At 33.6% G+C, this 14,489-nt stretch carries 16 protein-coding genes; all 16 read left to right on the top strand.

The window, feature by feature from the left end; genetic code table 11:
- Positions 1-44: 44 nt before the first annotated feature.
- The 16 genes from cpsA (at position 45) to DB729_RS01915 (ending at position 14,485) form a co-directional block, all read left to right on the top strand.
- Positions 45-1,490, top strand: coding sequence for an LCP family glycopolymer transferase CpsA (gene cpsA, locus DB729_RS01990; RefSeq protein WP_109289647.1), 1,446 nt, complete (start codon positions 45-47; stop codon positions 1,488-1,490).
- 1 nt (position 1,491) lies between these two features.
- Positions 1,492-2,223 carry a capsular polysaccharide biosynthesis protein Cps4B gene (cps4B, locus tag DB729_RS01985; RefSeq protein WP_000565337.1) on the top strand — a complete coding sequence of 244 codons (732 nt, stop codon included), beginning with the start codon at positions 1,492-1,494 and terminating at the stop codon, positions 2,221-2,223.
- An 8-nt stretch (positions 2,224-2,231) separates the two neighbouring features.
- Positions 2,232-2,924 (top strand): capsular polysaccharide biosynthesis protein CpsC, encoded by a 693-nt coding sequence (cpsC, locus tag DB729_RS01980; protein ID WP_000664132.1) that lies wholly within the window; start codon positions 2,232-2,234, stop codon positions 2,922-2,924.
- 9 nt (positions 2,925-2,933) lie between these two features.
- The gene (locus DB729_RS01975) at positions 2,934-3,617 is read left to right on the top strand and encodes a tyrosine-protein kinase (protein WP_001142501.1); all 684 of its coding nucleotides are present in this window, start codon (positions 2,934-2,936) and stop codon (positions 3,615-3,617) included.
- Positions 3,618-3,639: 22 nt separating this feature from the next.
- The gene (locus DB729_RS01970; protein WP_061598028.1) at positions 3,640-5,007 is read left to right on the top strand and encodes a sugar transferase; all 1,368 of its coding nucleotides are present in this window, start codon (positions 3,640-3,642) and stop codon (positions 5,005-5,007) included.
- Positions 5,008-5,010: 3 nt separating this feature from the next.
- Complete coding sequence (gene tagD, locus DB729_RS01965; protein ID WP_000756020.1) at positions 5,011-5,412, top strand: glycerol-3-phosphate cytidylyltransferase; 402 nt, start codon at positions 5,011-5,013, stop codon at positions 5,410-5,412.
- Positions 5,413-5,434: 22 nt separating this feature from the next.
- Entirely contained in the window at positions 5,435-6,256 is an 822-nt protein-coding gene (locus DB729_RS01960) for a LicD family protein (protein WP_084852704.1), read from the top strand.
- Between the two features lie 29 nt (positions 6,257-6,285).
- On the top strand, positions 6,286-6,735 hold the full coding sequence (pssD, locus tag DB729_RS01955; protein ID WP_025172328.1) for a PssD/Cps14F family polysaccharide biosynthesis glycosyltransferase: 450 nt from the start codon (positions 6,286-6,288) through the stop codon (positions 6,733-6,735).
- On the top strand, positions 6,735-7,214 hold the full coding sequence (locus DB729_RS01950; RefSeq protein WP_061598026.1) for a glycosyltransferase: 480 nt from the start codon (positions 6,735-6,737) through the stop codon (positions 7,212-7,214). Before pssD ends, DB729_RS01950 begins: the two co-directional genes overlap by 1 nt.
- A gap of 31 nt (positions 7,215-7,245) precedes the next feature.
- Positions 7,246-8,337, top strand: a complete 1,092-nt coding sequence (locus tag DB729_RS01945) for a glycosyltransferase family 1 protein (protein ID WP_049479870.1) — start codon at positions 7,246-7,248, stop codon at positions 8,335-8,337.
- Between the two features lie 7 nt (positions 8,338-8,344).
- Positions 8,345-9,271 (top strand): glycosyltransferase, encoded by a 927-nt coding sequence (locus tag DB729_RS01940; RefSeq protein WP_084853497.1) that lies wholly within the window; start codon positions 8,345-8,347, stop codon positions 9,269-9,271.
- Positions 9,272-9,319: 48 nt separating this feature from the next.
- Positions 9,320-10,495 (top strand): hypothetical protein, encoded by a 1,176-nt coding sequence (locus DB729_RS01935; protein ID WP_125080837.1) that lies wholly within the window; start codon positions 9,320-9,322, stop codon positions 10,493-10,495.
- Positions 10,467-11,195, top strand: coding sequence for a glycosyltransferase family 2 protein (locus tag DB729_RS01930; RefSeq protein WP_061598025.1), 729 nt, complete (start codon positions 10,467-10,469; stop codon positions 11,193-11,195). Before DB729_RS01935 ends, DB729_RS01930 begins: the two co-directional genes overlap by 29 nt.
- Positions 11,195-11,950 carry a DUF4422 domain-containing protein gene (locus tag DB729_RS01925; protein WP_109289648.1) on the top strand — a complete coding sequence of 252 codons (756 nt, stop codon included), beginning with the start codon at positions 11,195-11,197 and terminating at the stop codon, positions 11,948-11,950. Before DB729_RS01930 ends, DB729_RS01925 begins: the two co-directional genes overlap by 1 nt.
- 119 nt (positions 11,951-12,069) lie before the next feature.
- Positions 12,070-13,485, top strand: coding sequence for a flippase (locus DB729_RS01920; protein WP_061598024.1), 1,416 nt, complete (start codon positions 12,070-12,072; stop codon positions 13,483-13,485).
- A 1-nt stretch (position 13,486) separates the two neighbouring features.
- Positions 13,487-14,485: an acyltransferase gene (locus DB729_RS01915; protein ID WP_109289649.1), complete on the top strand. Its 999-nt coding sequence runs from the start codon at positions 13,487-13,489 to the stop codon at positions 14,483-14,485.
- Positions 14,486-14,489: the final 4 nt, after the last annotated feature.

Below are 14,489 nucleotides of genomic sequence, written 5' to 3'. Positions count from 1 at the left end.
TGTGATATAATAATTATAATTATTAACGTGTATAGGGGATTACCATGAGTAGACGTTCAAAGAGAAATCGTTCAGGAAATGTGAAGCGAAGTATTAATATAGCCTTATTAGCCATTTATTTATTATTGAGTGGCTCTTTGTTGTTCTTAATTTTTAGACATAACATCCTAGCCTTTAGGCATCTCAATATCTTAGCTACAGTTCTAGTTTTACTATCTGCTATCGCAGCTCTACTTTTGATAGTATATAAGAAAGCCGAAAAGTTCACGATTTTCTTTTTGATACTTGCGGTGTTGACTAGTTCGGTTTCGCTATTTGCTCTGCACCAATTTGTGGGCTTGACTAATCACATCAATGCGACATCAAACTACTCAGAGTATTCGATGAGTGTTGTGGTTTTAAAAGATAGTGAAATCAACAACGTTACCCAGTTAGATAGTGTGACAGGTCCGACTGAAACGGATAATGACAATATCCAAAAATTGATAGCGGATATTAAGACGACTCAGAGCAAAGACTTGGCGGTTGAACAAAGTGCATCTTACCTAGCAGCCTATAAGAGCTTGATTTCAGGTGATGCGAAAGCGATTGTCTTGAACAGTGTCTTTGAAAATATCATTGAAGCAGAGTATCCTGACTATGCTTCTAAAATCAAGAAAATATACACTAAAAAATTGACTAAAGAAGTTGCTGCGCCTAAGGTATCGAAGAATAAAGCTTTCAATATTTATGTGAGTGGTATTGATACCTATGGTCCGATTAGCTCAGTCTCACGTTCAGATGTAAATATTTTGATGACGGTGAACCGTGATACCAAAAAGATCCTTCTTACTACAACGCCTCGTGATTCCTATGTTCCGATTGCGGATGGAGGAAACAATCAAAAGGACAAATTGACTCACGCGGGGATTTATGGAGTAGACTCGTCGATTCATACCCTGGAAAACCTATACGGGGTTGATATCAATTACTATGTTCGTTTGAACTTCACTTCGTTCTTGAAGTTGATTGACCTTTTAGGTGGCGTAGATGTTTATAATGATCAGGATTTCACCTCTCTACACGGGAAGTTCCATTTCCCAGTTGGAAATGTCCACTTAGATTCTGAGCAGGCTCTGGGATTTGTTCGTGAGCGCTACTCTCTAGCAGATGGAGATCGTGATCGTGGACGCAACCAGCAAAAAGTCATTGTTGCTATCATTCAGAAGCTAACATCAACAGATGCTTTAAAGAACTATGACAATATTATTCAAGGATTGCAAGATTCTCTTCAAACCAATATGCCTTTGGAAACCATGATGGACTTGGTTAATACACAGTTGGATAGTGGTGGTCAGTATAAGGTCAATTCCCAAGACTTAAAAGGAACTGGAAGAACGGATCTTCCATCCTACGCTATGCCAGATAGCAATCTCTACATGATGGAAATTGATGAAAGTAGCTTGGCTGCTGCAAAAGCTGTTATCAATGATGTGATGGAGGGGAAGTAGCATGATAGACATCCATTCGCACATCGTTTTTGATGTGGATGATGGCCCGAAGTCGATAGAGGAAAGTAAAAACCTTTTAAGAGAAGCCTATAGTCAAGGGGTCAGGACCATTGTTTCCACCTCTCATCGTCGGAAAGGGATGTTTGAGACACCAGAAGAGAAAATAGCAACTAACTTTTTGAAAGTTCGCGAAATGGCCAAGGAGGTGGCAGATGATCTTGTCATCGCCTATGGTGCAGAAATATACTATACGCCAGATGTTGTCGAAAAATTGGAAAAGAAATTGATTCCAACCCTCAATGATAGTCACTATGCTTTGATTGAGTTTAGCATGAATACACCCTATCGAGATATACATAAAGGACTGAGCGATATTCTCATGTTAGGGATTACACCAGTTGTTGCCCATATTGAGCGTTATGATGCTCTAGAAAATAATGAAAAGCGAGTTCAGGAACTGATTGATATGGGGTGCTATACCCAGGTCAATAGTTCTCATGTTTTGAAACCAAAACTCTTTGGAGAAACCTACAAATTCATGAAAAAGAGAGCTCAGTATTTCTTGGAACGTGATCTAGTTCACGTCATCGCTAGTGATATGCATAACTTGGATCGCAGACCACCTCATATGGAAGAAGCCTATGATATCATTGCTAAAAAGTATGGCGAAGATAAGGCGAAGGAACTCTTCAAAGATAACCCACGAAAAATAATAATGGATCAATTGATTTAGGAGAAACAATGAAAGAACAAAATATGATGGAAATTGATGTATTTCAATTACTTAAAATCCTTTGGAAACGGAAAGTTCTAATTGCACTGGTAGCAATCGTAACTGGGGTAGTAGCCTTTGCCTACAGTAGCTTTATCGTAAAACCTGAATATACCAGTACGACACGTATCTATGTAGTTAATCGTAATCAGGGAGATAAGCCTGGATTGACAAACCAAGATTTGCAAGCAGGATCTTACTTGGTTAAAGACTATCGCGAAATTATTCTATCACAAGACGTTTTGGAGAAGGTCGCAACGGATTTGAAACTGGATCTTCCTTCAAAAGGTTTGGCTAGTAAAATCAAGGTGACCGTACCGGCTGATACACGTATCGTATCGATCTCTGTTACAGATCGTGCGCCTGAAGAAGCAAGTCGCATCGCCAACTCATTGAGAGAGGTTGCAGCTCAAAAGATTATAAGTGTTACACGGGTTTCAGATGTGACGACACTCGAAGAGGCTCGCCCAGCAACCTCACCATCTTCACCAAACATTCGTCGTAATACCATGATTGGATTTCTCGCTGGAGCGGTTGTGATGATTGTCGCGGTTCTCCTTATTGAACTCCTAGATACACGTGTTAAACGACCAGAAGACGTTGAAGATGTTATGCAAATTGCACTATTGGGAGTAGTTCCAAATTTGGATAAATTGAAATAGGAGAGAAAAATGCCAACGTTAGAAATTGCACAAAAAAAATTAGATTTGGCAAGAAAAGCAGAGGAATATTACAATGCGCTTCGTACCAATATACAATTGAGTGGAAATAACTTAAAAGTTATTTCAATTACATCAGTAAAACCAGGGGAAGGGAAGTCAACTACTTCTACCAATATTGCTTGGGCCTTTGCGCGTGCTGGATATAAGACGCTTTTAATTGATGCCGATATTCGTAATTCTGTCATGTCAGGTGTTTTTAAATCACGTGAAAAGATTACGGGATTAACAGAGTTCTTATCTGGGACAACAGATTTATCACAAGGGTTATGTGATACGAATGTTGAAAATTTATTTGTCATTCAAGCTGGTTCCGTTTCTCCAAATCCAACAGCTTTGTTACAAAGTGAGAATTTTAAGACTATGCTTGATACTTTGCGAAAGTACTTTGATTACATCATTGTGGACACCGCTCCTATCGGGGTTGTGATTGATGCGGCTATCATCACTCAGAAATGTGATGCTTCGATTTTGGTGACTGCAGCTGGTGAAACAAATCGACGTGATATCCAAAAAGCCAAAGAACAATTGGAACAAACAAGTAAACCATTCTTAGGGATTGTATTAAATAAATTGAATACCTCGGTTGAAAAATATGGATCATATGGAGCTTATGGCTCTTACGGGAAAAAATAAGAGATAGCTTAGGGAAGATATTATGGAAGAAAAAGGATTGAAGATTACTTTGGCGGCAATCCAGAGTTTTCTTGTCATTATATTAGCTTATTTACTTAGTTTTGTTAGAGAAACAGAGATTGTGAACACCTCTGTTATCATCTTGTTCATTCTGCATTTTGTTGTCTTTAGCATTAGTGATTATGAGCGTGATTTTTTTAAAAGGGGCTATTTGGCTGAGTTTATCAGCACTACAAAATATATCGTTTTCTTTGCTTTAGCCATCAGTATTTCAAACTTCTTTTTAGAAGATCGTTTTAGTATCTCTAGACGAGGCATGATTTATTTTTTGACAATACATTCTATTTTGTTGTATTTGTTGAATCTGTGCATTAAACGCTATAGGAGACGTATCTTTCCAAATTTCAAGGGGAGTAAAAAGATATTCTTGATAACAGCTACTTCCAGAGTTGAGAAAGTTGTGGATAGACTGATAGAGTCGGGAGATATTTTTTGGGAATTGGTGGCGGTCAGTGTTTTGGATCAGCCTAATTTTCAGCATGCATCCGTAACCGTTGTACCTGCAGAGAACATCTTAGACTTTGCTACCCATGAAGTTGTTGATGAAGTTTTTATCAATTTACCAAGTGAAAAGTACGACATCGGGGAGTTCATCTCTCTTTTTGAAACAATGGGAATTGACGTGACAGTCAACCTGAATGCTTTCAATAACTATCTAGGTAGCGATAAAAAGATTCGCGGAATGGCAGGCTTGAATGTCATTACGTTTTCTACAAAATTTTATAAGACAAGCCATGTCATTGCTAAACGCTTCATTGATATCATAGGTTCAATTATCGGCCTACTTATTTGTGGATTGGTGAGTATTGTTTTGGTTCCGGTGATTCGAAAAGATGGCGGACCCGCTATTTTTTCTCAAACTCGTATCGGAAAAAATGGTCGACATTTCACTTTTTATAAATTTAGATCTATGTGCGTGGATGCTGAGAAAAAGAAACAAGAGCTCCTTGCACAAAATACCATGCAAGGTGGTATGTTTAAAGTCGATGATGATCCTCGTATAACAAAGATAGGGAGATTTATCCGTAAGACCAGTCTAGATGAACTCCCTCAGTTTTGGAATGTTTTAATGGGAGATATGAGTTTGGTTGGGACACGTCCCCCAACAGTTGATGAGTATGAAAAATATACTCCTGAACAGAAACGTCGTCTTAGTTTTAAGCCAGGAATTACTGGTCTATGGCAGGTGAGTGGACGTAGTAAAATCACGGACTTTGATGATGTTGTCAAGCTGGACGTGGCCTACATTGATGATTGGACCATCTGGAAAGATATCGAAATATTGTTAAAGACCGTCAAAGTGGTATTTATGAGAGAAGGGGCGAAGTAAGAAATGAAAAAAGTCATAACATATGGAACATTTGATTTGTTGCACTATGGTCATATTAATCTTCTTAAAAGGGCTAAATCGTTAGGCGATTATTTAATTGTTGTTATTTCAACTGATGAATTCAACTGGAATGAAAAACAAAAAAAATGTTATTTTACATATGAACAAAGAAAAACACTCGTAGAGGCTGTTAGGTATGTTGATTTAGTAATACCCGAAGAATCCTGGGAACAAAAAGTGACAGATGTCCATGAATATCACATAGATACCTTTGTTATGGGAGATGATTGGAAAGGGAAATTTGATTTTTTAGAGAAGGAAGGAGTTGAAGTGGTCTATTTACCACGGACTCCTGAAATCAGTACAACTGAAATCAAGAATTCATTGGCAACTAGAGAATATTAAAAACGGAGTTTGAGATAACTATATGACAGATGAATTAGAACAGTTACATAACTTAGAACTTTTGTTAGCTTCAGAAGTGTTAAAAATATGTGAAAAATATAATTTAAAAATCGTGATGCTAGCAGGAACTTTTCTAGGAGCTATACGCCATAATGGATTCATCCCGTGGGACGATGATATGGATTTTGGTATGCCAAGAGAGGATTTTGAAAGATTTAAAGAATTATGTGTTTCGGATTTGGATAGGGAAAAATATTTTCTACAGACAGATCAAACAGATTTGAATTATCCATTTAATTTTGTGAAACTACGTCTCAATAATACACATGTTTCTGAGGAATTTTCTTTAGATGCAAATGTTCATGATGGAATTTATATTGATATTTTTCCGATTGATGATATCTGTCCTAAGCCTTTTAGACGATTCATTCAACTTAAAGGATTTTGGTTATTCCGAAATCTATTATGGATAAAATGTGGATATGGGGACAACGATAGAAAAAAACGATTAGCGTATAAGCTAGCTAAGCTTGCCACACATGTGTTCTCAATATCTTTTTTGAAAAAGATGAAGGAGAAGTGTATATTACTAGGGCAGAGTACCAATGCTGATAATGTAGTGGTTAGTGATGGTAGTTATGGAATAAAGAAAGAAACTTTTCCCAAAGTGTGGTTAGACGAAGTTGAAAGTTATTCCTTTGAGGATATAAAATTATGGGGAATGAAGAATTATAAAGCATACTTAAAACATATGTATGGTGACTATATGCAGCTTCCACCTGAGAATCAACGAAATCATCACAAACGAATTAAAATTGATTTTGGGCCATACGTAGAAAAATAGGAGAATTCATAACTTTGTCTAAAAAAGAGATAAAACTTTGTCTAGTAGGATCTAGCGGTGGACATTTAAATCATCTCTATCTATTGAAACCATTTTGGCAGGATAAAGATAGACTATGGGTTACTTTTGATAAAGAAGATGCTCGAAGTATTTTATCAAATGAAAAATGTCATTATTGCTATTATCCGACTAATCGTAATATAAAAAATCTAATAAAAAATACATTTCTTGCTTTAAGAATATTATATAAAGAAAGGCCAGATGTTATCATTTCATCCGGGGCAGCGGTTGCAATACCGTTCTTTTATTTAGGTAAAATCTTTGGTGCTAAAACTGTTTACATAGAAGTATTTGATCGTGTAGACGCTCCGACAATGACTGGCAAAATAGTATACCCTGTTACAGATAGATTCATTGTCCAATGGGAAGAAATGAAAAAAATCTATCCCAAGGCAATCAATTTGGGAGGAATTTTCTAATGATTTTTGTAACTGTCGGTACGCATGAGCAACAATTTAATAGACTAATAAAAGAGATTGATGAATTGAAAGAAGAGGGCGTCATTACGTCGGATGTATTTATCCAAGTTGGTTTTTCAGACTATCAACCTCGATTTTGCAGATGGGAACGTTTTCTTTCATATGATGAGATGAATAACCTAATGGAAAAAGCGGATATAGTTATTACTCATGGTGGTCCTGCTACATTTATGAATGTTATTGCTAAGGGGAAAAGACCAGTAGTTGTTCCGAGAAGAAAAAAATTTGGAGAACATGTGAATGACCATCAGTTAGATTTTTGTAATAGGATTGTTCAGGAGGGATATGATCTAGTAGTCATAGAGGATATTAAAAAAATCCGAGAATATCTGAATCCATCTAGTAGTATTGCCGTTAAATCTAATAATGAATGTTTTGTACAACATTTTTCAAATTTGATTGCAGAATTAGTTGAGTAAAAATGACGAAGAGCATAGAAGGAGACACTTGATGAAAATTTTGCATATTCCAACAGGAGGTTTGTTTTCTGATGGGATTGGAACATTTATATATTCATACCTCGAATACATGGACTTGAGTGAAATTGAAGTGACGATTCTAGCTACTAATAAACCGTTGTTAGAAGATAAATTAAAATTTCAAGTATTAGGTGTTCAGATTGTAGAAATTGAAAGAAAGAAATCCTCAATACTGGCATATATGAGAGAATTCCTTGAACTCTTAAAAGTAGGAAAATACGATGTTGTACACGTTCACGGGAGTAGTGCTCTTATGTCAATTGAATTGTTTATAGCAAAAATTATGGGAGTTCCTGTAAGAATAGCGCATAGTCATAATACAACGTGTAATCATATTCTACTAGACAGAATGCTACGTCCTTTTTTTTACACTTTATATACTCAATCTTGGGCGTGTGGTGAAAAGGCAGGAGAATGGCTTTTTAAGGATAAACGATTTAAAGTTATACATAATGCCAGGGATGTAGAAAAATATAGTTTTAATCCTCATCTTCGCCGAGTATTTCGGACAACGCATTCATTAAAAGAAAATACACTTGCATTAGGACATGTAGGTAGATTCAATATTCAAAAAAATCATACATTTCTTTTGGATTTAATGGATGAAATGAAATGTAAGCAGAAGGATGTAAAATTGTTTTTGGTCGGTGAAGGAGAAAAAGTAGAGGATGTTAAGAGATATGTAAAAGAACGAAAATTGGAAAATTCAATTGTTTTTTTGAATCGGTATTCGGATATGCAATCGTTTATCTCTGCTATGGATATAATGCTATTACCGAGTTTATACGAGGGGTTGCCTTTAGTTGCTATTGAGTGGCAAATTAATGGAATTCAATCTATTCTTTCAACGACAATTTCTGATGAGTGCATCTTCACAAATAGTATCCAACAATTACCAATTGATAACGTAAGTACTTGGATAAAAGCTATTGAAGATTTTTCATATATAAACAGATTGGAAAAATCTAGAGAAAATATTGACCTAGCTCAAAAATCAAACTATGATATCAGAATTGAGGCTAAAAAATTAGAGAATGAGTATAAAAAGTTGATTGGGGAGTAAGAATACAATGAATATATCAATTGTATTATCAACATTTAATGGTGATGAATATATTGTTGAACAGTTAGATACTCTAAGAAATCAAACCCGCCTTGCTGAGGAAGTATTGATTAGTGATGATGCATCTACAGATGATACTGTTCAAATAATTGAAGATTATATTGCTAAATATAAGTTGGATAATTGGTCTATAAAAAAAAATAAAGAGAATCAAGGATGGAAGAATAATTTTGCCATGTTATTAGAGGAGGCGAAAGGAGATATCGTTTTTCTTTGTGATCAAGATGATATTTGGCATTTAGATAAAATTCAAAAAATGTCTAAGATTATGGAAAATAATGATAAGATTTTGTTGTTAGCCTCTAATTACACACCTTTTTATGTTGGTGATGGTGTCAAGATTAAATTGGATAAAAGTGATTTGGATAATAGTGAGGCAGTGTATCAACCAAATTTTTTAGATAACTTCTTTCATATTAGAAGGCCAGGGTGTGTTTATGCGGTGAACAAAAAGATTATTCCATATTTTTTAGAAATCCGAAGTAACGAAGATGCACATGATGCCTTGTTATGGAGGCTAGCTTCGCTTCTTAATGGGTTATACATTTACTCCTACTCTACTATCGATTTTAGAAGACACGATAGCAACGCGACTGGTAGCAGAGAAAGAAGTTTCCTAAGGAGAAAAGAGCAGGTTATTTATTATGATGATTTGCTTCAGAGATTAGATAAATTTAGTAAACAACATAATTTATCACTTTCAAATGAACAAATTAGTGTTTTGAACGACTACATTCTATGGGGAAAAAATCGAAGAGAACTATTTATGAAAAAGAATGTATTTATATTTTTTAAATTATTTAAATATCATAAGTTGTATTGGTCGTTCAGGTCATATATTACTGATTTTATAGTGTTATATATGAAGGAGTAATTCTAGTAATGTTAAAGAGTATTAGTGAAAGTAAAGGGGGGATTCAAAGTGAGTCCATCAAGAGTTAAAACTGATGTAAAATTGAATGAGTTTCTTTTTGGATTAGCTTTTTATCCTTGGCTAATAGCATGGCTGTTTACTTCGACCTTTTATAAAGATTTTATACATCCTTATGGAATAATAAAAATTTGGGAGTATGTGGGGTTGTTTTTTCTGTTACTTAAATTTATGTTAGGTAAATCTAAGATAAAATCGATAATCATTACTCCAATTATACTTCTTATAGGTTTTATTGTAAGTTATGATAATGGTAACGCCTCCTTTGTAGCATATACTTTGACTCTTATATATTCTTCAAGGGATATTAATTTTCGTAATTTGGTAAGGAATACAATGTTCTGCCAGATTGGAGTTGTAGGAACTGTTGTAGTAAGCTCTTTACTTGGTATTATTCCAAACGAGCTAACCTTAACATATTCAGGAGGTGTGATCCGCTCACGGTATGGGCTAGGTTTTAATTACACATCATTTACTCCGAATTATTTCCTGAGTATATTGCTGGAATATGTGTATTTAAAAGGTGAAAAATATTGGACAATAAAAGAGCTTTTTATTTGTGTACTATTAAATATAGTTATTTATAAATACACAGATACCCGTCTTACTTTTATTATGGTATTTATCCTTCTTTTGATATCGTTTTCGAGAAGATTTATATCAATCAATATGAATTTTAAATTTCTGAAATATTTACTTACTCTTATTTATCCAATTATGGCGTATATGACTTATTGGCTGACAGCAAAATTTGATAGTAGAAATAGTTTATTATCTTTAATAAATAACTTATTGAGTCAAAGGTTGAGATTTGGTCAAGAAGGTTTAAGGAGATACCCTCTAAGATTATTTGGAACTCATGTTCAATGGGATACTTCGGCAAATTCTTATTTTTATGTAGATTCGTCGTACATCAATATACTTATAAGCTATGGAACAATAATTTTTTTCCTTATGTTAATAAGCTATTCAATTATAATGAGAAAAGTTATAATTAATCAAAATAAAACTTTATTGATTGTGTTAATTTTTTGGTCAGTAAGAGCTTGTATTGACCCACAATTATTTTTATTGTGGTTTAATCCATTTTTGTTTTTAATTGCGAGAACGTTTTTAGATGAAAGAGAGGGAATTGGAGATGATATCACTTATATGCGTATCGAATAATTACGATAAGTTAAATACAATTCTTAAATCATCTTTATCTAGACAAAAAGATGTTAAATATGAACTTATTATAGTGGATTCCAATAAATATGGATTTAATTCTGCTGCTGAGGCTTTGAATTTTGGAGGCAAACAAGCAAAAGGTGATTATCTATTTTTTGTTCATCAAGATATTAGTTTTCAAGATGACTTTGAGTTAGCAAAACTAGAATCTTATTGTAGAAATTTCATATTTGGAGTAGCAGGAGTAGCAGGAGTAAAGAATATTGAGGGAAAGGTCGTCAGTTTTTCAAATATCTTCCATGGGGACCCGAAAACAAAGGCGGCTAGTAAATCTATAAGTACCCCTGTTGAAGTTGATGCAATTGATGAGTGTTTGATTATTATTCCGAAAAAAGTTTTTAGTACGAATCAATTTAGTATAATCGGTCCTACCTGGCATTTATATGGAACAGACTATGCATTACAGATGAAGTTAATTAATTTGCCAGTATTAGTTTTTCCAAGTGAGTTATGGCATGTGTCAGATGGGAAATCTTTAAACCTTAATTATTTTGATGCGATACAATGGTTATTGAAAAAATACTCTAAAAATTATTCAGTAATATACACTTTTTTTGGAGTTTGGCCAAGTAATCCTATTCTATTAAAATTTAAATGTCTTTATAGAAAATTAAGGTTTTATATTAAGGGAGTGTAATGGAAGTGAAGCTATACGTCGCAACACATAAATCTTATAATCAAGTTCAAGACCAGGACCTATATATCCCTATATTGGTGGGCGCGAATAAGAATATTGGAGAAAAGAATTATTTAAGAGATAATCAGGGAGATAATAATATTTCTGATAGAAACTTTACATTTTGTGAATTAACAGGATTGTATTGGATTTGGAAAAATTCTAAAGATGATATTGTTGGTTTATGCCATTATAGACGTTATTTTGGGAAAAACAAGCGTTTTTTTAAACAGAATTCTATTTTAACAAAGAATGATATTCTAAAACAATTAAATGATTATGATGTAATATTACCATCAAAGGGTATGAACGAGTATAATGGGTATACCGCTGAAGAGTTTTTTAACAAGAATCACGATCATGAAGTTTGGGAAATGTGTAGACAGATTATTTCAGAAAACAATAAAGATTACCTTGATGCTTTTAATTGGTTTTCTAAAGAAAAAACAGGATACTGTTATAATATGTTTATAATGTCTAGAGAAATGATGGATGAATATTGCAGTTGGTTATTTCCGATTCTTTTTGAACTAGATAAGAAGATTGATTATTCAAGATATGATAGTTACAATACTCGTATGATTGGTTTTGTTGCTGAACGTTTAATTAACGTATGGGTACGTAAGAAACAACTAACTGTAAAAGAGTTTCCAGTTTTTTCAACAGAAGAACCAGGATTCTTACAAAGAATTCAGAAGAAACTATTTAATAAGTAGTAGTTTATTTATAAAAGTAGATTGTTAATAAATCTTTCAAGGCGCTATTCCCTCTTTTCTAATTAAGTTTTATTGCACTGTCCTTATAAATACTCCTAGAAAGACTAAGTTAATTAAAGATGAAGATTTTAAAGAATTATGTTTATAATTTGTCATATCAGATACTAGTAGTTGTTCTCCCAATAATAACTACACCCTATATTACTAGAATCTTTAGTTCTCAAGAGTTAGGTGATTATGGATATTATAGTTCTATAGTAACTTACTTTATATTGCTCGCTACTTTAGGTGTCGCCAACTATGGGACCAAGGTGATTTCTGGACATCGTAATGAGATTAATAAAAACTTTTGGGGTATCTACTTTTTACAATTAGGTGCTACAATCCTTTCAATCTCCTTATATTGTATTTTTTGCGTTAACCTTCCTTCAATGCAAAACCCAGTAGCCTATATTTTGGGATTGAGTTTAGTTTCTAAAGGTTTAGATATTTCCTGGCTTTTTCAAGGGTTAGAGGATTTTCGTAAAATTACTGTTCGAAATATTACGGTAAAACTCGTTGGGGTAATCTCGATTTTCCTGTTTGTCAAATCTACTAACGACCTTTACCTTTATGTGTTCTTATTAACAATATTTGAGCTATTGGGACAATTAAGTATGTGGTTGCCGGCCCGAGAGTTTATTGGGAAGCCCCATGTTGATTTAGAATACGCTAGGTACCATTTGAAACCAATTATTTTATTATTTCTTCCTCAGATAGCAATCTCTTTATACGTTACTTTAGATCGTACGATGCTTGGAGTTTTAGCCTCTACAAAAGATGTAGGAATCTATGATCAGGCACTTAAATTGGTGAATATTTTATTAACCTTGGTAACGTCATTGGGGAGCGTCATGTTGCCTCGAGTTGCTAATTTATTAGCAACAAACAATCATGAAGAAGTCAATAAGATGCATGAGATTTCATTCCTAGTTTATAATTTGATTATTTTTCCGATTATGACAGGTATGTTGATTGTTAATGACGATTTTGTTCAATTTTTCCTTGGTCAAGATTTTCAAGATGCACGTTTCGCGATAGCAATCATGATCTTTAGGATGTTCTTTATCGGCTGGACCAATATTATGGGAATTCAGATTTTAATTCCACATAATAAAAATAAAGAATTTATGATTTCAACAACGGTTCCCGCAATTACCAGTGTGGGATTAAATTTGTTGTTTCTTCCCAAACTTGGTTATATGGGGGCTGCAATTGTCTCGGTCTTGACTGAAGCCTTTGTTTGGGCAATTCAACTGTTCTTTACTCGCAAATATATAAAAGATGTTCCGATTATCGGATCGATGATGAAGATCATTCTAGCATCAGCTATTATGTATGGCCTCCTACTAGTTTCAAAAACAGTTATACATTTTTCGCCAATCGTAAATGTTTTAGCATTTGCTGTGATTGGTGGAATCATTTACCTTTTTGCGATTCTATCTCTAAAAGTGGTAGATGTGAAAGAATTAAAACAAATAATTAGGAAGAATTAGAATGCGCAAATATCGAAATATTAACTTAGATCTACTAAAAGTACTTGCATGTGTTGGTGTTGTTCTACTCCATACAGCGATGGGTGGATTTAAAGAGACAGGTTCATGGAATTTTTCGACATATTTATACTATTTAGGAACCTATTCTATTCCTTTATTTTTTATGGTTAATGGTTATTTATTGTTAGGAAAGAGAGAGATTACCTATTCCTATATACTGCAGAAAGTAAAGTGGATTCTAATAACAGTATCGTCATGGTCAGTAATCATTTGGCTTTTTAAACATGACTTTACAGTTAATCCAATTAAAAAAATTATAGGTTCTTTGATACAAAAGGGGTATTTCTTCCAGTTTTGGTTTTTTGGTGCACTCATAATTATTTATATATGTTTGCCTGTTTTGAAAAAATTCCTTAATTCAAAAAGAAGTTATTTATACATCCTATCTGTATTACTAGTTGTTGGTTTGATTTTTGAGTTAACAAATATTGTACTTCAAATGCCAATACAAACATATGTTATACAAACCTTTAGGTTATGGACTTGGTTTTTCTATTATCTTTTAGGTGGCTTTATAGCTCAATTTGACAAAGATACTATCAAAAATAGGTTTAAGAGATGGATGAAAATAATCGTAGTACTTTTGTTCCTGGTTTCGCCTTTAATATTATTTTTCTTAGGAAGAACCACTTACCATAATTTTTTTGCTGAATATTTTTATGATCTTCTATTTGTAAAAGTTGTAAGTTTAGGAATTTTTCTAACTATATTCTCACTTGCATTGAATCAAGATAACAACAAATGGATTGTTTTTCTTTCTAATCAAACCATGGGAGTTTTTATAATACACACTTACATTATGAAGTTGTGGGAAAAACTATTTGGTTTTAGTTTTGTAGGAGCATATTTACTTTTTGCTATATTTACTTTAAGTGTTAGTTTCATTATTGTTGGAATGTTAATGAAAATCCCTTATTTCAATCGAATTGTTAAATTATAAAAAG

The sequence above is a fragment of the Streptococcus halitosis genome, assembly GCF_003143695.2.
In the GTDB taxonomy this organism is placed as follows: domain Bacteria; phylum Bacillota; class Bacilli; order Lactobacillales; family Streptococcaceae; genus Streptococcus; species Streptococcus halitosis.
This window is presented reverse-complemented; position numbering and strand designations above follow the sequence as displayed.

What these genes read in the sequence shown, in the direction of transcription:
- cps4B (WP_000565337.1), top strand. Translation starts at nt 1,492, where the DNA reads ATGATAGACATCCATTCGCACATCGTTTTTGATGTGGATGATGGCCCG.
- cpsA (WP_109289647.1), top strand. Translation starts at nt 45, where the DNA reads ATGAGTAGACGTTCAAAGAGAAATCGTTCAGGAAATGTGAAGCGAAGT.
- DB729_RS01945 (WP_049479870.1), top strand. Translation starts at nt 7,246, where the DNA reads ATGAAAATTTTGCATATTCCAACAGGAGGTTTGTTTTCTGATGGGATT.
- DB729_RS01930 (WP_061598025.1), top strand. Translation starts at nt 10,467, where the DNA reads ATGATATCACTTATATGCGTATCGAATAATTACGATAAGTTAAATACA.
- cpsC (WP_000664132.1), top strand. Translation starts at nt 2,232, where the DNA reads ATGAAAGAACAAAATATGATGGAAATTGATGTATTTCAATTACTTAAA.
- DB729_RS01975 (WP_001142501.1), top strand. Translation starts at nt 2,934, where the DNA reads ATGCCAACGTTAGAAATTGCACAAAAAAAATTAGATTTGGCAAGAAAA.
- tagD (WP_000756020.1), top strand. Translation starts at nt 5,011, where the DNA reads ATGAAAAAAGTCATAACATATGGAACATTTGATTTGTTGCACTATGGT.
- DB729_RS01960 (WP_084852704.1), top strand. Translation starts at nt 5,435, where the DNA reads ATGACAGATGAATTAGAACAGTTACATAACTTAGAACTTTTGTTAGCT.
- DB729_RS01950 (WP_061598026.1), top strand. Translation starts at nt 6,735, where the DNA reads ATGATTTTTGTAACTGTCGGTACGCATGAGCAACAATTTAATAGACTA.
- DB729_RS01915 (WP_109289649.1), top strand. Translation starts at nt 13,487, where the DNA reads ATGCGCAAATATCGAAATATTAACTTAGATCTACTAAAAGTACTTGCA.
- DB729_RS01940 (WP_084853497.1), top strand. Translation starts at nt 8,345, where the DNA reads ATGAATATATCAATTGTATTATCAACATTTAATGGTGATGAATATATT.
- DB729_RS01970 (WP_061598028.1), top strand. Translation starts at nt 3,640, where the DNA reads ATGGAAGAAAAAGGATTGAAGATTACTTTGGCGGCAATCCAGAGTTTT.
- DB729_RS01920 (WP_061598024.1), top strand. Translation starts at nt 12,070, where the DNA reads ATGAAGATTTTAAAGAATTATGTTTATAATTTGTCATATCAGATACTA.
- DB729_RS01925 (WP_109289648.1), top strand. Translation starts at nt 11,195, where the DNA reads ATGGAAGTGAAGCTATACGTCGCAACACATAAATCTTATAATCAAGTT.